Below are 19314 nucleotides of genomic sequence, written 5' to 3'. Positions count from 1 at the left end.
CCTGATCAGCCGATGAAAGCGGCGAGGTCCTGCTCGAGGGCCGGCTTCGGCTTGGCACCGATGATGGTCGTCTTGACCTCACCGCCCTGGAAGACCTTCATCGCCGGGATCGACGTGATCTGGTACTGCATCGCCAGCTGCGGGTTCTCGTCCACGTTCAGCTTGAGGATGGTGATCTTGTCGGGGTTGTCCGCCTGGATCTGGTCCAGAACGGGGGCGACCATACGACACGGTCCGCACCACTCGGCCCAGAAGTCCACGAGGACGGGACCTTCGGCCTGCAGAACGTCCTGCTCCCAGGTCGCCTGGCTCGTAGCCTTTGCACTCATCAGAGTTCTCCTTGATTCGAGGTTCGCCTGCTACAACAGCAGCCGAGGTGAAACTGTTCCCGACCGCTCAGGCGGTGATGATCTCTGCGGCCTCTGCCGCCGGGAACTCGACCGAGGCGTCATCGAAATCCGCCAGGAAGTGCTCCGCGTCGAGAGCCGCGACCGTGCCTGAACCGGCAGCGGTGATCGCCTGACGGTAGGTCGGGTCGATCACGTCGCCCGCGGCGAACACACCGGGGACCGAGGTCTTCGACGAGCGGCCGTCGACCCAGATCGTTCCCTCGGCCGTCAGGTCGAGCTTGTCGTGCACGAGGTGCGTGCGCGGGTCGTTGCCGATCGCGATGAAGAGGCCGTCGAGGGCCAGATCGCTCACGGAGCCGTCGACCGTGGACTTCAGCTGCACTCCCGTGACCGAGTCGCCGCCGAGGATCTCGGCGACCTCGCTGTTCCACACGAACTCGATCTTCTCGTTCGCGAAGGCACGCTCCTGCATGATCTTCGACGCGCGCAGCGAGTCCTTGCGGTGGATGACGTAGACCTTGTCGGCGAAGCGCGTGAGGAAGGTCGCCTCCTCCATCGCGGAGTCGCCGCCGCCGACGACGGCGATCGTCTTCTCGCGGAAGAAGAAGCCGTCGCAGGTCGCGCACCACGAGACGCCATAGCCCGAGAGGCGCTCTTCGCCCTCGATGCCGAGCTTGCGGTAGGCGGATCCCGTCGCGTAGATCAGCGCGCGGGTCTCGTGCACCGCGCCGCTGCCGAGCTTCACGGTCTTGACGGGGCCGGCGAGGTCGAGCTCGGTGACGTCGTCGTAGACGACCTCGGTGCCGAACTTCTCAGCCTGCTCCTGGAACTTGGCCATGAGCTCGGGGCCCTGGATACCCTCGGGGAATCCGGGGTAGTTCTCGACCTCGGTGGTGTTCATCAGCTCTCCGCCGACCTCGACGGAGCTGGCGATGAGCAGCGGCTTGAGGTTCGCGCGCGCCGCGTAGATGGCGGCGGTGAATCCGGCGGGGCCGGAGCCGATGATGATGACCTGACGCATGTGCTCTCCGTGATCGGGGTGACGCCGAGAATCCCTGCGGCGTTCGAGTGCTTCAACCAATGGTAACCGCGGGGAATTCCCGCGCGAGGGGCGTCATCGGCCCGGCAGGAACCGGCGCAGCATGGATCCTGCGGCCTTGAGCTCGGGTGCCCGCATCAGAGCGAGGATTGCGACGTAGACGACGACGACCGCGGCGCCGATGATGCAGGTTCCGAGGGCTCCCTGGATCTTGTCGGCGGTCGTCCAGCCGTCCGCTCCGCCGAGGAGCAGGAACACACCCCATCCCGCGACACCGGCCGGGACGGCGGCGACGGCGAAGCGCAGCACGGCGGACATCCAGGTGCCGATCTGCAGCCCGCCGATCTTGCGGTGCAGCAGCCAGACGGCGACGACGGTCTGGATGGTGCTGGCGATCGACTGACCGAGTGCGATCGTGGCGGCCAGCGAGGTGATCCCGATGACGTCGGCGGCGAGCAGCCACTGCGCCACGAGGGCGCTGATGACCACGAGCCCGCACTGGAAGAGCGTGAACCAGAACGGCGTGCGGGTGTCGCCGTAGGCGTAGAAGGTGCGCTGCACGATGAACAGGATCGTCAGCGGCACCAGGCACACGAGGAAGCACACGAGTACGAGTGCGGCCTCGGAGGCGTCGCATGCCGCATTCGTGAACACCCGCGACGCGGGGATCGCGGCTGCGGCGACCGCGGCGACGGCGACGGCGATGAAGAAGAGCAGAGTGCGGATGCTCTGCGCGATGTCGGCGCGCACCTCGTCGTCGCGGCCGGCGGCGGCGTGCTCGCTGATCTGCGTGAAATACGGGGTGCCGATCGACAGCACGATGATCGAGTACGGGAGCATGAAGATCAGCCAGGCGTACTGGAACGTGGCGACCGAGGCTGCCTTTCCCGCGGCATCCGTGAGGATCTGCGTCTGCACGAGGCCGGCGACGAGGCTCGAGAGCGCCATGAGGAAGGTCCAGCCGGCGAGCCGGCCGACATTGCCCAGGCCCACACCGCGCCAGCGGAAATCGGGACGCAGCGAGAGCCCGGTGCGTCGCCAGAAGGCCAGGAGGATCGCCGCTTGGATCAGGATGCCGAGCGTCGCGGTGCCGCCGAGTGCGGCGATCATCTCGGGAGTCCAGTCGGACACTCGGGTGAGCGGTCCGCCGAACAGCGCCCCGATGATCAGGAAGCCGATGATCGAGACGATGTTGTTGACGACGGGTGCCCAGGTGAACGGGCCGAAGATTCGGCGGGCGTTCAGTGCCTCACCGAGAAGCGCGTAGAGCCCGTAGAAGAGGATCTGCGGCATGCACCAGTAGGCGAAGGCGGTGCCGAGGGCGAGGAACTCGGGAGACACGTTGTCGCCCGCGTACAGGCTCACGAGCCACGGGGAGGCGATGGTCGCCACGCCCGTGATGACCACGAGCACGACCGTGCCGAGGGTGAAGAGCTTGGAGATGAACGCGTTGCCGCCGTCGGCATCGGCCGTCGCCTTGACGATCTGCGGGATGATGACCGCGGTGAGCACGCCCACCGAGATCAGCGAGAACACGTTGTTGGGCAGCTGGTTCGCGATCGCGAACGCATCGGCCGCGCCGGCTCCGACGGAACCGATCACGCCGACGAGCACGATGGTGCGCAGCAGGCCCGTCACACGGGAGATGAGCGTTCCTGCGCCGATGACCGCGCTGGCGCGCCCGAGACTACTCATTCGACTCCTTGTGCGGTGTGCCAGGAGCCTCGACATCCGGGTCGCCGGCGGCCTCTGCCTCGGCCTCGGCTTCAGAGATCTCCGCCGCTTCGCGACGCTTGCGCGTCACGGTGCGGATGATGCCGAGGCCCAGCAGCAGCACGATGAGGCCGCCGAACACTACCAGGCCGATCGTCTCCCATTCGGCACGCACGGCGATGCGCACGGTCTCGGGCTGGCTGATCGGCACACCGGTCGGACTCGAGAGCTCGAGTCGCAGACTCACCTCGCCGCTGCCGACACGGGCCGAGACCGGCACCTTGACGCGTGCGGTGGTGCCCGCCTGCACAGTCCAGGGGGTCACGGGCTCGACGTCGAGGCGCGCGTCGCTCGGATACACCGACAGGCGGATGTTGACCGGCCACGGCAGGTCGTTGCGCACCGAGAACGGGAGGTCGGCGTTGGCCGAGAGCAGCTGGATCGTGCTCGCGGGAGGGATGTCGACCGCGCCGAGCGTGTCCTGGGTGGCCTCGTGCACCGAGGCGACCGCCGTGGCGAAGGCGTTGTCGCTGAGGCCGACGCCCGTCGCCCGCAGGATCTGCATGCGCTTGGGGCTGAGCAGCAGCTGCGGGTCGTCGAGGATCGTCGCGAACTGCGTGAGCGTGGGCTCGCTGTCGAGCATCGTGCGCAGCGACGCGGCGCGGGCCTCGTCGGCGTCACTCGTGAGGGTCGCGGGGGCCGCCGGCGCCGCCTCCAGGGCCCCGAGGCCGAAGCCGAGCGAGTCCACGGCGGTGATGCTCTCTCTGAGAGCCTCGTCCGATCGGGTCTCGTCGCGGTCGAGCGCCACGAGCAGCGGAGCGAACGCGTTCGCGTGACCCGACAGATAGAGATGAGCGTTCGCCTCGGCGAGAGAGCTCTGACGCGCAGCCTGGTCGTCTTCTGCGGCCGCGTCCGACAGCGCCTCGGAGGCCGCGGCATCGGAGACGAGCACGTCACGGCCGTCGATCGTCGCCCTCGCCCCTCCCGTGGCCTCGACGGACGTCGATGAGAGCACGGTCGTCGAGGGGCCGTCGACGTAGGTCGAGAACGTGGCGAGATTGTCGACGGAGACGTCGCTGCGCGGCCACAGGATGCCCGGTGCCGCCTTCTCGATCGTGGTGAGCTGCTCGTCGGTGGGCAGCACCGGTCCGTCGGTCGGTGTCGGACTCGGGCTCGCCGTCGCATCCGGTCCGCCGGGGCCGGCAGGAGCCGACGTGAAGTTGGCCGGGTTGAGGAAGGGGGAGAGGGTCGTGGGCTGCAGGAGATCCGGCATCCCCGCCTGCGCCTGCACCTGCGCATCCGCGTCGCCGAACTGCAGGGCGAAGCGCTCGTTGGGGAGTTCGTCGAGCTGCAGGAGCCACTCACGTGCGGTCTCGGGGGCGGAGGAGCCGAGCACCCTGATCGCCGCCGGGATCGCGGGGTCGATCGCGAGGACGGCTGCGGTGCCCGCGACGCCCTCGAGAACCGCCGTGAGGTCGCCGTCGGTGCCCGTGAGCGTGGCGAGCTCATCGGCGGTGAGCAGCGCGCCGCTCTCGGGCGTCGCGGTGATCGGCACCATGACGGCCACCGGAGAGGCGGCGACGTCGGTGACGATGAGCACGGAGGTCGAGGTGACGGCATCCGCACCGTCGGACTGCGCACCGCTCAGACTCGCGCGCAGCGGGTAGACGCCGGGACCCAGGTCGGCCAGCGCCTCGGGAGGGATGAACAGGCTCGACGTCACGGTGCCCTCGGGGTCGACGGGCGCTGTGGTGTCGGCGCCGATCTCGTCGAAGGATCCGGCGGCCTCGTCATCGGAGAGCCAGGAGTCGACCGCGGCATCGTCGGCGAGGGGAGTACGGCTGACCTCGAGCACGATCCGACCCGACGACAGCCTGGTCGTGGAGTCGTTCTGGACCGTCAGAGACGCCGTGGTCGCGCTGCCGGGGGCGACGGTGCCGTGCACACCCGCGGCGACGTGCAGGGCGACCGCGGTCTCGTCGTCGGACTCCGTGGCGCCGACGGCGCTCGACGAGACGGCGAGTCCGCAGGAGGAGAGGGCGATCGCGAGGACGACGGAACCGCGTGCCAGGCGATGCAGGCGCGCGCGGAGGCCGTAGTCGGGGGTGGTCGCGGTCATGGAAGTCTTCCTCGAACGCCGGATGTCCAGGCTGCTCGTGAGTGCTGACCTTGTGATTCTAGGCGTGCGGCCGCGGGAGAACCCTGAAGGCGCGTAGAGTGACGGCCGTGTCCGACACCCCCGCGCCCGTCCCCGACCCGATCCTGAGCACCGCGCTCGCCGCCGATCTCGACGCTGCGGACTTCCGCTCCGAGCCCCTGCGACGACTCTGGGGCGACGAGGCAGACGATGCGCTGGCCCGGGGCATGCGGGAGCCGATCCTGCGTGCGATCGCGGGAGACCAGGGCACCCTCGCGACTCTCGGGCGACTGCTGGTGCTCGGGATGCGGCAACCAGCGGATGCCGTGGCGGCGGCGCTCCCGCGTCTCGGAGTACCGGGTCTGGTCGCTCTGGGTCTCGCCCGCCTCGAGGGCGATGCCGTCGTGCCCGTGGCACTGCTGCGCCCGCAGTCGTTCGTCGACGCCGAGGGCATCGGCGAGTGGTGGATCGCCAGCGACCTCGACGAGGTCGCCCTCGACGGGGCGCTTCCCGCCGACCACGTGCTCGGAGTCGGGGGCGCCTCGCGCACGTTGGCCGAGATCATCATGCCGATCGAGGTCGACCGTGCGCTCGACCTCGGCACCGGATGCGGCATCCAAGCGCTGCTCGTGGCCCGGCACGCCGGATCGGTCGTGGCGACGGACATCTCCCCTCGTGCCCTCGCCTATGCCGAACTCAACGCGCACATCAACGGCGTCTCGAACATCGACTTCCGGCTGGGCAGCATGTTCGAGCCCGTCGCCGGTGAGGCGTTCGACCTGATCGTCTCGAACCCGCCCTTCGTCATCACCCCGCGGGTCGAAGGTGTACCCGAGTACGAGTACCGCGACGGGGGACTCGTCGGCGATGCTCTCGTCGAGCAGTTCCTGCGCTCGGCACCCGACTTCCTCACCCCGGGCGGTGCCGCGCAGCTGCTCGGCAACTGGGAGTCCCGCGGCGGACAGGCGGCGCTCGAGCGCAGGGCGGGCCTCGATCGCCTCTCCTCCTGGGTTCCCGCGGACTTCGACCTGTGGGTCGTGCAGCGCGAGGAGCTCTCGCCCCTCGGATACGCCGAGCTCTGGATCCGGGACGGCGGCACCACCCCGCGGGATGCCGCGTTCACGCCCCTGCTCACCGCCTGGCTCGACGATTTCGAGGCGCGAGGGGTCAGCGCCGTCGGCTTCGGGTACATCCTGGTGCGGCGACCGCCGGAGGCATCCGCATCCGCTCCCGCTCTGCGCCGCGTCGAGCGACTGACGCAGCCCGTGTCGAACGTCGGCGGAGCGCTGCGCGCGGGCCTCGCCGCGCACGACGCCCTCGCCGGGGGCCTCCCGACGACTCTCATCACCTCGGCCGACGTCACCGAAGCCCGACACCTCCTTCCCGGCAACGACGACCCGAGCATCATCGAACTGCGTCAGGGCGGCGGCTTCGCCCGCACGATCTCGGTCGATCCAGCGCTCGCCGCGTTCGTCGGCGCCTGCGACGGCGAGCTGACCGTGATGCAGATCGCGGCGGCCCTCGCCGACCTCTTCGAGGTGCCGTTCACCGAGCTGTGGGTGAGCCTCGAGCCGCGCATCCGCCAGCTCGTGATCGACGGTCTGCTGCACGCGGCGGAATAGCCCACGGCATCCATGCGTTCGAATACACCATGAAGGCTTTCGGATTCCTGTCGTTCGGTCACTACGCCGACGTCCACGGCTCGGCGACCCGCACTGCCGGCGACATGCTGAAGCAGACCATCGAGATCGCCGAGGGCGCCGACGAGCTCGGCGTGAACGGCGCGTACGTGCGCGTGCACCACTGGGCGCGTCAGGCGGCCTCTCCCATGCCCCTGCTGTCGGCGATGGCGGCGCGCACGACGCGCATCGAGGTCGGCACCGGTGTGATCGACATGCGGTATGAGAACCCGTTCCAGTTCGCGGAGGAGGCGGCGGCTCTCGACCTGATCGCCGACGGCCGCATCGCACTCGGCGTGAGCCGTGGGTCACCCGAGACCGCTCTGCGCGGGTACGAGACCTTCGGCTTCCATGACGAGGAGGACCCCGAGCGCGGCGGTGTGATCGCCCGCGAGAAGTTCGATCTCTTCCTGCGAGCGATCGACGGCGAGGGCATCGCCCCCGGCGATCCGCGGATGGTCGGTGCCGGACGCTACCTCGCCATCGAGCCCCAGTCGCCGACCCTGCGCGACCACATCTGGTGGGGTTCGGGATCCCGTTCGACCGCAGAGGAGACCGGACGCAAGGGGCTCAACATGATGAGTTCCACGTTGCTCACCGAGGCCACCGGCGTGCCCTTCCACCAGCTGCAGCGCGAGCAGATCGACCTGTACCGGGCGGCGTACAAGGCGGCCGGGCACACGGGTACTCCGCGGGTCTCGGTCAGCCGCAGCGTCTTCCCGCTGGTCTCGGACATGGACCGCGCCTACTTCGGGCTGCGCAGCGAGGAGAACGGCGACCAGGTCGGCATCATCGACGGGTTCCGCTCGACCTTCGGCAAGACGTACGCCGCCGAGCCCGACGTGCTCGTCAGGCAGCTGCTCGCCGATGAGGCGGTCATGGCGGCCGACACGCTGATGCTGACGATCCCGAACCAGCTCGGACCGGAGTACAACCTGCACGTGCTCGAGTCCTTCGCGAAGTACGTCGCCCCCGAGCTCGGGTGGAAGCCGAACACCGAAGGCCCCGTGCAGGGCGACGCGGTCTGACGGTCAGCGGCCGACTGCTCGCAGCGCACCGACTCGGTCGCCGGAGCGCAGTGCCGCGATCTTCTCGACGAGCGGCATGTGCTGTGCGGAGACGCCGAAAGAGCGATGCAGCAGGGTGAACACGAACAGTGCGATGAACCCCGTGAGCAGCTTGTCGGTCGCCGAGGTCACGATGTTCGCAGAGAAGACCGAGGCGACGAAGGGAAGCTGCATGGCTTCGAGAGCGAGCATCGAGCGTTCCGACGCGTGACCCGCGCCGCCCCGGAACACCATCACGACGATGGGGGCGGCCACGAGTGAGCAGGCGAGCGCGGTGAGGAGATTCAGCGACGTGAAACGCCCGAGGGATGCTCCCATGCGGAGCCGTCGGACGCCGTAGCCCCAGACCAGTGCGCCGACGACGTTGACGGGAGTGAACTCCCAGGTGTGCGGATCGCCGGTGACGAACCCGAGGCTGCTCGACGCGACCGCCACCACGACTCCGTGCCACGGTCCGAGCGCGAGAGCGGCGATTGCGGTGCCGATCATGTCGAGGTACAGCGACAGGTCGAAGAGCGACGTCACCGAGAGTCCGAGCAGGTTCACGACGACGCAGGCGCACAGGATGCCGACCAGGAGCGGCATCCTGACCCGTCTGCTCGCCCGGGGCACGGGCTGGGCGGCTGACGGCGGCTCGGGCAGGGACCGCCCCGCTTCGCGTCGTCGCACAGCCCTGTATCGCTGAACCCAGGCATCCGCGGCCGTGTCATCAGCTCCCAGTGCGACCACGATGTCGCGCAGCAGTTCGGGATCCATGCGGGAGCGTGCTATGCGGAAGGCGTTGTACACGGTCGACCGCGCCGGCGTGGCGGCGGCGGCGCGCACACCGCGATGCAGACGGAGATCGGTGATGCGGCGCACGAGTTCGGCATACGACACCGGCCCGGCATTCTCGCGGAGGTCCTGGAGATCGAGGGCGATGCGGTCGAGGGAGTCTGCGTGCTCACCGGCCGCTGAGTCATCCGTCGTCATCGGATCCCCCTTCCTGCGCCCGCGTGCTCCGGCGACCACTGCCCTCTGCGGCCAGGGATCGACGGGTTCAGGGTACCGAGGGCCGCGGGTGCTGTTCGAAGTTGTTCGAAAACCGTGATTCTGCGATGTTTCGATGTGATCGGAACCTCGGCACGTCGCATCCTCGAATCATGCTCAATTCGCCGATCTTCACGACGGAGCCGATGGCCACCCGCGCCCTCGCTGCGGAGATCCGTCACCACCATGGCGACCTCGTCCGTCTGCTGCAGCAGCGCCGCGGCGTGCCCTCCTTCGGCACTCTGGTCGGCGTGTCCTGCGAGGCCGCCGAGCACATCGACGTCGAACTCGAGTTCGACGCCGGCGACGGCGAGACGTGCCTGGTCGGCATCGAGGCGAAGTTCGACCACGAGCTCACGCGCGAGCAGATCAGGCGCGAAGCCGCCGCGATGGATCACCTCTTCGTGCTCGTCGCGCAGGTCGATGCAGTGCCGGCATGGCTCACCACAGACTTCCCGAACGTGGGGGTGATCACCTGGGCGGAGACGCTGCGGTGCTTCCCTGACTCGCGCATAGCCCTGCAGGACATCGCCTCGATCCGACTGCTCAAGGCCGCGGTCGAGGCACGGCTCAATGCGCTGCGCTTCGACGGGCTCGAGGAGTGGAGCATCCGCACCGCTCGCGGTGGCAGCGGGATGCCCTCGCTGATCTTCCAGTCGCCGATGCTGGCCGATGCCCGCACGATCCGCGGGCAGCTCGAGGTCGCCGGGCGGCGGATGCCCGATCGCACGGAGGACGTCAGGTTCACGAGTCATTTCGGGATCTCGGTGCCGGAGGACGCGCAGAACTACTTCGATCCGGAGTCGTCGGACGTCGTTCCGGAGTGGATCGAGCATCTTCGGGTGCTGCAGCGTGAAGTGCTCAGCGGCGAGGAGGACCGCTATCGGATCAGCACCCGTGCGCCCGGTGTGAGTGCGCGAGAGCTGGGCAGGTGGAAGACGGCTCTCGCGGTGAAGCATCTGGGTGACGACGTGCACCTGGCGAAGGGGTACACCGACGGGTGGGCCATCGGCCCCAAGACGCATGCCGTGCCGATCGGGGAACTGGACGAGCTCGCGTGGATCACGGCGGAGGTCTTCCGGCGCTGGTTCGAGGCCGAGAGGGCATGAGGCCGTCGGGTCGGCGCGGACGCCGTCGGCCGGGAGGGTGGGCGAGCGCGTGGCTCGGGGAATGCGCTCGCCGTACCGGGGGGCGAGTTCGGCGCACTGGGGCGCCGAGCCCGCGATCTGGGGGTGCTGAGCCTGTCGGAGTGGAGGGGACTTCGACAGGTTCAGGGGTCCTGGGGTTCCGCGGCACCGTGTCACCGAGCCGCAGAATCCGTCCTGGTCAGGGAAGCAATATGCCGATACTCTGACCGCATGCGTGTGCAGAAAACCGGAGTTCTGGCAGCAATGATCGTCGCGTTCGCCGTGGTCGTGGGGGCGATCCCGGCCGCGGCGGCGACGACCACGGCATGGGCGAGCTGGCAGCCGCTCGAGGGCTCGGCCGGGGCGTTCACCTCGAGTGTGCAGATCGCGGCGAACCCGGCGATCACCGCATCCGTCACCAGCGATTCCCGCGCCGGACAGGTGGGGCTCGTCTCGGGAGCCAGCACCTGGCTCGCCGAAGGCACACCGGTCGGCGCGAAGTACGGCAGCAGCCGCGACCAGCAGTACATGAACCTGCGCCCTCGGGTCGACAACGCGACGAGCCCGTCGACCACCACGTACTCCTTCGCCTCGCCGACCCCGACATCGGGATGGACGTTCGTCCTCGGTGACATCGACGCCGATGCGGTGCGCATCGAAGCGATCGGTCCCGACGGGCAGGCCCTCACCGCCGAGCAGATCGGCTTCCGCGGCGGATTCAACTACTGCGCACCCGGCATCGCGGGCAAGCCCTCGTGCACCGGCAGCGCCGATGACGTCCCGAGCTGGGATGCCGGCACGCTGACCCTCACCGGCAACGCCGAGGCCGCAGACACCAGCGGTTCGGCAGCCTGGTTCGAGCCTGCGGCGCCGATCAGCACGCTCTCCTTCGTGTTCACCCGGCGCGCGGGCTTCCCCGTCTACCAGACCTGGTTCGCCTCGATCGCGCGTGACATCACCGGATCGGTCGTCGACGAGCTGACCGGGCCGGTGGAGGGCGTCGAACTGACACTCGTCGACGCCAACGGCGATGTCGTCGGAACCACCACGACCGCAGCGGACGGCTCCTACGGGTTCCCCGGCTTCGTCGCCACAGACGGCTACACGGTGCGCGCGGCCACTCCCGCCGGCAAGGTCCCGGTGGGCCCCGGTGAGATCGAGGTCGACCTCACCGAGGCCGATGGTGTGGCTGACTTCGTCGTGCGCGACATCGTCGGCACCGAAGTGTCCGGTCGAGTGGTCGACGACGAGGGCGAGCCCGTTCCCGGCGTGCCGGTGTCCATCGACGCCGAGCAGGAGACGACGACCGACGACGAGGGCGTCTATGTCTTCGACGAGGTGCCGGCCGGCGAGCACACGGTGGTGGTGACCCCTCCTCCCGGATACTCGACCGACCTTCCCATCGCACCTGTCGTCGTTCCGGAGGACAGCGAGGAGCCGATCCTTCTCGACGACATCGTGATCGTCGAGAACCCGACACTGAGCGGCACGGTGGAATCGAACGGGCAAGGACTCCCGGGGGTCACCGTGACCGCGGAGACCGCTGACGTTCCTCCCATCGCCACGGTGACGGGCGCAGGCGGGGGGTTCACGTTCCCGCGTGTCCCCGGGGGCGACTACACGATCTCGATCACCGTTCCCGACGGATACATCGCGACCGGCCCCACATCGATCGATCGGACCGTCGAATCCGACGACGTGGTCGACATCGACTTCGACATCGCCCGGCTCGGATCGATCGACGGAACCGTCGTCACCGACGGCGGCGTGCCCGTCGGCGGGGTCGTGATCACGATCGTGAGCCCCGACGAAACCGTGCAGCTCACGACGGATGCCGAGGGCAACTACGGGCTCGGTGAACTGCCGCCGGGTGAGTACACGATGACGATCACCGCCCCGTCGGGAAGCACGATCGTCGGTTCGGCCACGCGCACCGTGGTGATCACGGCAGCCGGCGAGGCCTTCATCGATCAGGACTTCACCCTGCAGGCAGCGGTCGTGCCGACCCCCACGCCGAACCCGCCGGTGGACCCGACCGAACCGCCGGTCGCTCCTGTGACGCCCCCCGGCACGGGGAACGGCGCCCTGCCGGCGACGGGACTCGGCCCGGAGACGGTGACGTGGGGTGCGGTCGGCGCCGGAGTGCTGGTGCTCGGAGCGGGTCTGTTCGCCTTCTCCCGCCGCCGCGCGAACAGCGCGACGCGAGACTCCGACACCGAGTGAGACCGGGCCGCGTCAGCGCGGGTCGATGACGCGGAACCGCTCGCAGATGATGGGCATGTCCGGGGCGAAGCCGCGCGGGCTCTCGGAGTACGTGCGCCAGTAGCGCTCGTGGCTCGCACGCCAGTATTCGAGGGTGCGGTCGCCTTCGCCCTCGGAATGGGCGTGTTCGGACGTGACCTGGTCGAACGGCACGGTCGTGACCTCGGTGGTCTCGATCACAGCGCGGGGCGCACCTGAGCCGTCGAGGATGATGCTGAACTCGCCGAGGTACGGCTGGGGGTCGCCGGTGGCCTCGTAGTCCCACAGCGACGATGCGGTGCCGGTCTTGACACCGTCGAGCACGAGAGCCAGCAGGGCATCGGCATGGGCGGGCGTCGCTCCGAAGGCCCATGCGCCGGGCACGGTCTCGGGCAGGGACGCATCATCGGTGCGCACGCGCGCCCAGTACTCGGCGACGGAGGAGGTGTCGGTCATCCTCCCACCCTAGGAGGCGTGGCCGGGACCACCGCTCGGCGACTTCCTCGACCTCTGACGATTGCTCAGGGTCAGCCGGCCGTCAGCGGGCCGAACAGCTCCTCGCCGTGCTCGTGCAGCAGCCGATAGGCATCCGCGAAGGTCTGCGGTTCCGGCTCGCCGGGCTTTCCGTACTTGGCGATGAGCAGGCCGAGCAGTCCCCGCGCGGGCGGGGTGAGCGGCTTCATCTCGGCGGGGTCGCCGGGCTTCGGCTCAGCGCGCTCCGGGTTCGGGGGAGTGTACGCGGGGCTCGTGACGGGCCAGTCGGCGGGATGCCGGGGCTGGTCGAGGTTCACGGCGGTGAAGAGCGTGTTCGCCGACTGGTCGCGATCGTTCAGCGGCTTCAGGCCGTGCAGTCGCGACAGCGTGGCGGTGACGGATCCGTGATGCATCTCGTCGTGCACGACGGTGCCGCGCTTCGTGTACGCCGACACGGCGATCGCCGGCACGCGGCATCCGAGACGGTCGAATGTGAAGCCCATCTCGCCCGCCTCGGTGTCTTTCGTCGGCTTCGTCGCCGACGGCGGGGGCACATGGTCGTAGCATCCGCCGTGCTCGTCGAACGTGATGAGCAGCAGGGTGTTGACGGCGTTCGAGCCCGTGGGCGACGCGCTGGTGCGCACCGCCTCGTAGATGTCGTGGATCAGGCGGTCACCCGCCCGCACGTCCGAGATCGCACTGTCGTAGACGGGCTCGCCGTCGACCTCGCTCTCGCGCGGCGACCCGAACGGCGGGTGGAAGTCGTTGTGGTCGTAGACCATGCGCGGCTCGATGAACGCGTACGCCGGCAGGGTGCCCTTCTTCGCGTCGGCATAGAAGTCCTCCATAGTGCCGAAGTGCTCGGTGCGCCAGTACTTCTCGAGCACCGCCGCATGAAGCATCCCGGTGAACGACACCAGCTGCAGCTTGTCGATGTAGACCTTCCAGCTGACCTTCTCGTCTTCGAGGCGATTGAACACGGTGGGCGCAGCGGGCGCGTCGAGCCACTTGCGGTAACCGCCACCGGCCTGGTTGGTGACGAAGCCGTGCGAGGTCGACGCGTGGAAGAACGAGCGGTTGCAGAACGTCTGCGACGGCACCCCGGCGAACCAGTGATCGAACACCGCGAACTCCGACGCGAGCGTCGACAGCACGGGCAGCATCTCGGGCGAGAAGGATCCCATGATGTGGGCGGCTTCCGCCGGCTTCGGCTCCACGCCTGCGCGCAGCCGCCGGAAGTTGATGATGTAGTCCTCGAGGAACCCCGACATCGTCGCCTTCTCGCCGTGCGTCGGAGCGTTGAAGGGGGCGGCCATCTGATCGACGAACAGGTCGGCGTTGTCCTTCGGGTCGACGGTGCCGAAGATCTGGGTGTTGACGTGCGGATACTCCTCGCCCGGATCGGGGTCGGGGAGGCTCATGATCCGGTCGGTGTCGCCCGTGTAGACGTGGGCATCGACGACGGTGCCGTCGGATGCCGTGTTGCTGTGCGTACCGAACGCGAGACCCTCGAACTTCTCGCCTGTCGGGAGTGTGTCCTTCGAGTAGAGGTAGCCGAGCAGGTTGTCGAACGAGCGGTTCTCGCCCATCACCACGACGAGATGGTCGAATCCGGGCTCGCTGCGCGGGGTCAGCGCGGCGAAGGGGTCGGGGTCGGAGGCGAACCCACGGCGATCGCCATTCGCGACACTCGCCCCGATGGCCGCACCGCCCGCACCGCCGACCACCGCGCCGGCGAGGGCGGCGCCACCCATTTTCAGGAAGCCGCGGCGAGAGGTGTCGGGCTGAGCGGCGGACTCGTTCTGTTCTGCACCCATCTGCCGATCGTAGAACGCGGCCGCCGTTCGAGGGAGTTCCGTAGAGGATCGGGTCAGGATCGCATGGGTTGCGTCAGTGCCCGGGAGCCCGGGATCCGCCGCGACTACAACGGAGACATGACCCTGACCTCGGTGCTCCCCAGCCTCCGCCGCACGATCCCCGACCCGCTCCGACCCGCGAAGTGGCCGGAGTACACGCATCCCACCACCGACGACGTCATCATCGCCGGGGTCTCGCTGCGTCGTCTCGTCGAACTCTGCGAGACGCCATGCGTGCACACGGCGGATGCCCTGGTGCCGGGGTCGCATTCGAACCCGGCGCTGCGTGCCGACGCGTCCGTCGTGATGGTGACCGTCGAGGGGGTGCATGCGGGCGAGGCGGGGGAGCGGGTGGTGCTGGTGGACGCCGAGCTGACGAGCATCGCGGCACTCTGGGAGGAGACGCGCCTGCTCGGTCGGGTGTCGACCGCTCCGGCCCGCGAATCAGTCATCCTGGGGGGAGCCGACGGCGGCACGCCGAGCGCGCGCGGCCACGCATCTCTTCCGGCAGATCTTCGCGAGGGCGATCTGCTGGCCATCCCCTGCCGAGGCGCTGTCTGCCTGCATGACGTGCGTGTGCCTGCGTGACCTGCCCCCGGCTGCGTGAGACGGGCCGCGCCGCTACGGTGGGGGCATGAGCTACGCGGGGGAGTCGTCGATCGACGCGCGGGTGCGCGCCGTCGAGAAGGAGTACATGTCGCGTCAGACGCGGCTGTTCATCACGTTCGCGCTGATCGAGGGGCCGGTCCTGCTCCTGCTCGCGGTCGCGATCTACGGCTTCGAGCTGATCGATCCCGAGATCGGCATCTGGTTCATCGTCGCGGTCGCCGTGGTCGGCGGATTCCTGATGAGCATGCTCCTGATGCGGCTGATCCAGGGGCGAGTCCGCGCGGTCGCGCAGGCCAAGGGTGAGAATCCGCTCTTCTGAGTGACGTCCATGGCCACCGGGCAGAGAACGGCTCGAACGCACCCCGGTACGCTGGAACCCATGCTCAACATGGCCGACGGCCTCGCCCGTCTCGGCGCGCTCGCCGAGAACCCGGTCGTCCGCACCCTCGGTGATGCGTTCTCCGCCGCCGGGTTCGATCTCGCCGTCGTCGGCGGTCCGGTGCGCGACGCCCTGCTCGGACGACCCACGCACGACCTCGACTTCACGACGAACGCGCTGCCCGACGACATCCTCCGCATCGTCAAGCCGATCTCGACCGCGCAGTGGGACATCGGCCGCGCCTTCGGCACCATCGGCGCCCGGGTGCAGGGCGAGCAGGTCGAGGTCACCACGTACCGCGCCGACAGCTACGACGGCGTGACCCGCAAGCCCACGGTCGAGTTCGGCGACACGATCGACGCCGACCTGCACCGCCGCGACTTCACGGTCAACGCGATGGCTCTGCTGGTTCCCTCGGTGAAGCTCGTCGACCCGACCGGGGGAGTCGAAGACCTCATCGCGGGCGTTCTGCGCACCCCGGCCGACCCGCAGGTCTCGTTCGGTGACGACCCGCTGCGCATGCTGCGCGCGGCGCGGTTCAGCGCTCAGCTCGGCTTCCGCATCGACGACGCCACCTCCGAGGCGATCGCCCGGCTGCGTGCGACGCTCGAGATCGTGAGCCCCGAGCGCATCCAGTCCGAGCTCGTGCGCCTGATGCAGACGGACGACCCCGTGCGCGGCATCCGCGTTCTGGTCGACTCCGGACTCATCGAGGAGTTCCTTCCCGAGGTCAGCGCGCTGCGACTCGAGGTCGACGAGCACCATCATCACAAGGACGTCTACGAGCACTCGCTCACGGTGCTGAGCCAGGCCATCGCGCTCGAGCACCAGCGGCATCCCGGCGCGGAGCCCGACGTGGCGCTGCGCATCGCATCGCTGCTGCACGACATCGGCAAGCCGCGCACCCGCAAGCTCGAAGACGGCGGCGCGGTGACGTTCCATCACCACGACGTGGTCGGCTCGCGCATGGCCCGCAAGAGACTGCAGGCTCTGCGCTTCGACACCGACACCACGGATGCGGTCGCCAAACTCATCGAGCTGCACCTGCGCTTCTTCGGCTACGCCGAGGGCGCCTGGACGGATGCCGCGGTGCGCCGTTACGTGCGCGATGCGGGGGACCAGCTCGAGCGCCTGCACATCCTCACCCGCGCCGATGTCACCACCCGCAACCGGCGCAAGGCCTCTCGACTCGCCGGTGCCTACGACGACATCGAATCGCGGATCGCGACGCTGCGCGAGCAGGAGGAGCTCGACTCGATCCGCCCCGAGCTCGACGGCAACCAGATCCAGCAGATCCTCGGCATCGCCCCGGGTCGCGAGGTCGGCGAGGCGTACCGGTTCCTGCTCGAACTGCGTCTCGATGAGGGCGTCATCGGCGCGGATGCTGCGGAGCAGCGACTTCGGGAGTGGTGGGCCGCCCGCGCCTGAATGTTCTGTCTCGCGATCCGGATGGCTGATCGAATCACGGATGGCTGACCAGAACGCGGTTTCTCGTCAGCCATCCGGGAGCTCGGCATCCACGTGGGCCCCCGCGCCTGAATGCGAGTGTGGATCACGTCGACGGGCGGGCGAACTCACTGAACACGACGCCCGACTCATAGCTCGTCGTCTCGATGAGGTCGAAGCGCTGCGGCTGGTAGGGGCGATCGCCGAACAGCGGGATGCCGGATCCGAACAGCACGGGCTGTCGCTTGAGCACGAGCCGGTCGATCTCGTCGGCGAGCGTCGCAGCGAGGGCTCCACCGCCGCACAGCCAGATCGCGGAACCCTCCTGCTGCTTCAGGCGGCGCACGACCGACACCGGATCGTCGGCAATGACCTCGAGGTTCTCACCGACGGCCGTGTGCGTGCGGCTGAAGACGATCTGGCGCAGGTGCCGATAGGGACTCGGCCGGCCGCCGATCGCGTAGGTGTTCCAGCCCATCAGCACCGTGTCGAACATCGAGGTGTCCTGCGCGAGGCCGAGGGAGGCCGCGAAGTCGGTGGGGATCGTCGCGGCGTAGCGCCGGTTGATCGCCTCCATGTGGTCGCCTTCCATCAGGAAGCCGTCGTACTCACCCTGCGGACCGGCGATGAATCCGTCGAGAGCGACGGCGACGTAATAGACGAGTTCTCGCATCATCTCTCCATTCACTACATCTGTGGCAGTTAATATACAACAGGCGTAGTGATTGCGCTAGGGTGTCGTCATGGCGAAGAACGATGGCCGGCGACGACAGCTCGCGGACGCGGGCTTGGCGGTACTCGCGCAGGAGGGGTCTCGCGGGCTCACGCATCGAGCGGTGGATGCCGCTGCCGGGGTCCCGACCGGCACCACATCGAACTACTTCCGCAGCAGGCAGGCTCTGATCGAGGGTCTCGTCGAGCGCATCGGCGAGCGGCTCGCGCCCACCGATGACGATCTACGCCGACGGGAGGGGGAGCAGCCCGGACCTGCGCTGTTCGCCGACTACGTGCGAGACATCGTCCGACGACTCACGACCGACCGCGACGTCACCCTTGCTCTGTTCGAACTCCGGCTGGAGGCCGCGCGTCGACCCGAGGTGGCCGCCGTGCTCGGAGCGTGGCAGCGGGCCGGTCTCGATGCGGACGTGGCGTTCAACACCGGGGCCGGGCTACCCGGCGGTCGGCGCGAGATCGCCCTCTTCCACTACGCGATCGATGGGCTGCTGCTCGACCGGCTCACCACGCCGATCGACCCCGACTCGTCGACGGATGACGCGATCGACGCTCTCGTCGCGGGACTGCTCGGTGCGGCTGACGCGTCCGGCTCGGAGGGGTGACCCAGCGCCTCACGCACCAGGTGGGTGATGTCGATCGAGATGATCCGCTCGTTCCTGGCGGTCACGGTGCGGGGGTCTCGGTCGGAGACGGCACGGTGCCGTCTGCGGGTGGGGGTGTCGGCGAGGGCGTCGCGTTCGTCGCATCGATGCTCGGCGCCTTCTGGAAGGGCGGCTCGGGTCGCTTGATCGTCGACAGATCCGGCTGATACGTGTCTATATCGAGGTCGGTCTCGTCGAGAGGATAGATGTTCCAGATCGGCTTGCCCCGGTAGTCGTCGACGGGGATGGTCACCTGCAACCCGTCGTCCTGCGGCCCGACCTCGATCGCGACGTTCGCATCGGTGTAGATGACCTGTCCGCCGTTCGCCCCGTACAGATTGAGCGGCGTGCCCTTGCCGGTGAAGAGCTGCACCTGATCGATCGGGTTGCCTTCGGCGTCGAAGGCGAAGATGTTGTTGATCTGCACGCCGTCGAGGCGCAGGCCGCTCTGCAGTCCGTACTCGTCGCCGACGTACTCGACTCGCGGTGTGAAGGCGGCGGGCAGCGTCACCACGAGAGCGATGAACGCCACCACGCTCGACACGGTGCGAATGTGGCGGAGTGCGTTCTTGGGCAGCCACTGGCCGCGCCCCCACTGCACGCTCACGACCGCGAGCACCGCGACAGCGCCCCATTCGAGCGCCGTGTCGGGAATCATCCAGTGGTCGAGGGCTCCCCCGTTGCCCACCTTCGTGATGATCACGGCCAGCACGACGACGTAGATGCCGTAGCCGCGCAGCACCCACCACACCGGACGCAGAACGAGCAGCAGATCGAGCACCCATGCCCCGA

General features: G+C 68.7%; 16 protein-coding genes and 1 pseudogene. 8 read left to right on the top strand and 9 right to left on the bottom strand.

Features of this window, described 5'->3' with window-relative positions:
• Window positions 1-5: 5 nt before the first annotated feature.
• From trxA to RTM68_RS03070, 4 genes are all read right to left on the bottom strand, one after another.
• A complete protein-coding gene (trxA, locus tag RTM68_RS03085) occupies window positions 6-329 on the bottom strand; it encodes a thioredoxin (RefSeq protein ID WP_194764369.1) in 324 nt (107 codons plus the stop codon).
• A 67-nt stretch (window positions 330-396) separates the two neighbouring features.
• Window positions 397-1371, bottom strand: a complete 975-nt coding sequence (gene trxB / locus RTM68_RS03080) for a thioredoxin-disulfide reductase (protein WP_312168109.1) — start codon at window positions 1369-1371, stop codon at window positions 397-399.
• Between the two features lie 93 nt (window positions 1372-1464).
• The gene (gene murJ / locus RTM68_RS03075) at window positions 1465-3084 is read right to left on the bottom strand and encodes a murein biosynthesis integral membrane protein MurJ (protein WP_312168108.1); all 1620 of its coding nucleotides are present in this window, start codon (window positions 3082-3084) and stop codon (window positions 1465-1467) included.
• Window positions 3077-5221 carry a DUF6049 family protein gene (locus tag RTM68_RS03070; RefSeq protein ID WP_312168107.1) on the bottom strand — a complete coding sequence of 715 codons (2145 nt, stop codon included), beginning with the start codon at window positions 5219-5221 and terminating at the stop codon, window positions 3077-3079. The genes murJ and RTM68_RS03070 overlap by 8 nt, the downstream gene beginning before the upstream one ends.
• 98 nt (window positions 5222-5319) lie before the next feature.
• On the opposite strand from RTM68_RS03070, the gene RTM68_RS03065 reads away from it, so the two are divergent.
• Window positions 5320-6861 (top strand): methyltransferase, encoded by a 1542-nt coding sequence (locus tag RTM68_RS03065; RefSeq protein WP_396654177.1) that lies wholly within the window; start codon window positions 5320-5322, stop codon window positions 6859-6861.
• A gap of 29 nt (window positions 6862-6890) precedes the next feature.
• Window positions 6891-7946 (top strand): LLM class flavin-dependent oxidoreductase, encoded by a 1056-nt coding sequence (locus RTM68_RS03060; RefSeq protein WP_312168103.1) that lies wholly within the window; start codon window positions 6891-6893, stop codon window positions 7944-7946.
• Window positions 7947-7949: 3 nt separating this feature from the next.
• Here the strand turns inward: RTM68_RS03060 and RTM68_RS03055 are convergent, their stop codons facing one another.
• A complete protein-coding gene (locus RTM68_RS03055) occupies window positions 7950-8957 on the bottom strand; it encodes a hypothetical protein (RefSeq protein ID WP_312168101.1) in 1008 nt (335 codons plus the stop codon).
• A 170-nt stretch (window positions 8958-9127) separates the two neighbouring features.
• Here RTM68_RS03055 and RTM68_RS03050 point away from each other — a divergent pair, with 170 nt between their 5' ends.
• Both RTM68_RS03050 and RTM68_RS03045 read left to right on the top strand, forming a co-directional pair.
• Entirely contained in the window at window positions 9128-10123 is a 996-nt protein-coding gene (locus tag RTM68_RS03050; RefSeq protein WP_312168100.1) for a hypothetical protein, read from the top strand.
• 249 nt (window positions 10124-10372) lie between these two features.
• Window positions 10373-12364 carry a carboxypeptidase regulatory-like domain-containing protein gene (locus tag RTM68_RS03045; protein ID WP_312168099.1) on the top strand — a complete coding sequence of 664 codons (1992 nt, stop codon included), beginning with the start codon at window positions 10373-10375 and terminating at the stop codon, window positions 12362-12364.
• Window positions 12365-12376: 12 nt separating this feature from the next.
• On the opposite strand, the gene RTM68_RS03040 is transcribed toward RTM68_RS03045, so the two are convergent.
• Together RTM68_RS03040 and RTM68_RS03035 are read right to left on the bottom strand one after the other, a co-directional pair.
• Window positions 12377-12838 (bottom strand): ASCH domain-containing protein, encoded by a 462-nt coding sequence (locus RTM68_RS03040; protein ID WP_312168098.1) that lies wholly within the window; start codon window positions 12836-12838, stop codon window positions 12377-12379.
• Window positions 12839-12909: 71 nt separating this feature from the next.
• Window positions 12910-14673 (bottom strand): alkaline phosphatase family protein, encoded by a 1764-nt coding sequence (locus tag RTM68_RS03035; protein ID WP_312168097.1) that lies wholly within the window; start codon window positions 14671-14673, stop codon window positions 12910-12912.
• Window positions 14674-14790: 117 nt separating this feature from the next.
• Here RTM68_RS03035 and RTM68_RS03030 point away from each other — a divergent pair, with 117 nt between their 5' ends.
• Genes RTM68_RS03030 through RTM68_RS03020 form a run of 3 tightly spaced genes read left to right on the top strand, consistent with a single transcriptional unit; the run spans window position 14791 to window position 17128 of the window.
• Entirely contained in the window at window positions 14791-15300 is a 510-nt protein-coding gene (locus RTM68_RS03030; protein WP_312168096.1) for a hypothetical protein, read from the top strand.
• A gap of 46 nt (window positions 15301-15346) precedes the next feature.
• Window positions 15347-15640 carry a hypothetical protein gene (locus RTM68_RS03025; protein ID WP_312168094.1) on the top strand — a complete coding sequence of 98 codons (294 nt, stop codon included), beginning with the start codon at window positions 15347-15349 and terminating at the stop codon, window positions 15638-15640.
• Window positions 15641-15700: 60 nt separating this feature from the next.
• The gene (locus tag RTM68_RS03020; RefSeq protein WP_312168093.1) at window positions 15701-17128 is read left to right on the top strand and encodes a CCA tRNA nucleotidyltransferase; all 1428 of its coding nucleotides are present in this window, start codon (window positions 15701-15703) and stop codon (window positions 17126-17128) included.
• A gap of 124 nt (window positions 17129-17252) precedes the next feature.
• On the opposite strand, the gene RTM68_RS03015 is transcribed toward RTM68_RS03020, so the two are convergent.
• Window positions 17253-17822, bottom strand: coding sequence for a dihydrofolate reductase family protein (locus RTM68_RS03015; RefSeq protein ID WP_312168092.1), 570 nt, complete (start codon window positions 17820-17822; stop codon window positions 17253-17255).
• A 67-nt stretch (window positions 17823-17889) separates the two neighbouring features.
• Here RTM68_RS03015 and RTM68_RS03010 point away from each other — a divergent pair, with 67 nt between their 5' ends.
• Entirely contained in the window at window positions 17890-18483 is a 594-nt protein-coding gene (locus RTM68_RS03010; protein WP_312168090.1) for a TetR family transcriptional regulator, read from the top strand.
• Window positions 18484-18544: 61 nt separating this feature from the next.
• Here the strand turns inward: RTM68_RS03010 and RTM68_RS03005 are convergent.
• Window positions 18545-19314: pseudogene (locus RTM68_RS03005) on the bottom strand (hypothetical protein); the annotation flags it as partial.

The organism is Microbacterium sp. (assembly GCF_031988965.1).
In the GTDB taxonomy this organism is placed as follows: domain Bacteria; phylum Actinomycetota; class Actinomycetes; order Actinomycetales; family Microbacteriaceae; genus Microbacterium.
This window is presented reverse-complemented; position numbering and strand designations above follow the sequence as displayed.

Bases quoted from the DNA above. Each gene is read 5' to 3' on its own strand.
- RTM68_RS03070 (WP_312168107.1), bottom strand. From the start codon at position 5,221: ATGACCGCGACCACCCCCGACTACGGCCTCCGCGCGCGCCTGCATCGC.
- RTM68_RS03025 (WP_312168094.1), top strand. From the start codon at position 15,347: ATGAGCTACGCGGGGGAGTCGTCGATCGACGCGCGGGTGCGCGCCGTC.
- RTM68_RS03045 (WP_312168099.1), top strand. From the start codon at position 10,373: ATGCGTGTGCAGAAAACCGGAGTTCTGGCAGCAATGATCGTCGCGTTC.
- murJ (WP_312168108.1), bottom strand. From the start codon at position 3,084: ATGAGTAGTCTCGGGCGCGCCAGCGCGGTCATCGGCGCAGGAACGCTC.
- trxB (WP_312168109.1), bottom strand. From the start codon at position 1,371: ATGCGTCAGGTCATCATCATCGGCTCCGGCCCCGCCGGATTCACCGCC.
- RTM68_RS03010 (WP_312168090.1), top strand. From the start codon at position 17,890: ATGGCGAAGAACGATGGCCGGCGACGACAGCTCGCGGACGCGGGCTTG.
- RTM68_RS03040 (WP_312168098.1), bottom strand. From the start codon at position 12,838: ATGACCGACACCTCCTCCGTCGCCGAGTACTGGGCGCGCGTGCGCACC.
- RTM68_RS03030 (WP_312168096.1), top strand. From the start codon at position 14,791: ATGACCCTGACCTCGGTGCTCCCCAGCCTCCGCCGCACGATCCCCGAC.
- RTM68_RS03035 (WP_312168097.1), bottom strand. From the start codon at position 14,673: ATGGGTGCAGAACAGAACGAGTCCGCCGCTCAGCCCGACACCTCTCGC.
- RTM68_RS03050 (WP_312168100.1), top strand. From the start codon at position 9,128: ATGCTCAATTCGCCGATCTTCACGACGGAGCCGATGGCCACCCGCGCC.
- RTM68_RS03015 (WP_312168092.1), bottom strand. From the start codon at position 17,822: ATGATGCGAGAACTCGTCTATTACGTCGCCGTCGCTCTCGACGGATTC.
- trxA (WP_194764369.1), bottom strand. From the start codon at position 329: ATGAGTGCAAAGGCTACGAGCCAGGCGACCTGGGAGCAGGACGTTCTG.
- RTM68_RS03020 (WP_312168093.1), top strand. From the start codon at position 15,701: ATGCTCAACATGGCCGACGGCCTCGCCCGTCTCGGCGCGCTCGCCGAG.
- RTM68_RS03055 (WP_312168101.1), bottom strand. From the start codon at position 8,957: ATGACGACGGATGACTCAGCGGCCGGTGAGCACGCAGACTCCCTCGAC.
- RTM68_RS03060 (WP_312168103.1), top strand. From the start codon at position 6,891: ATGAAGGCTTTCGGATTCCTGTCGTTCGGTCACTACGCCGACGTCCAC.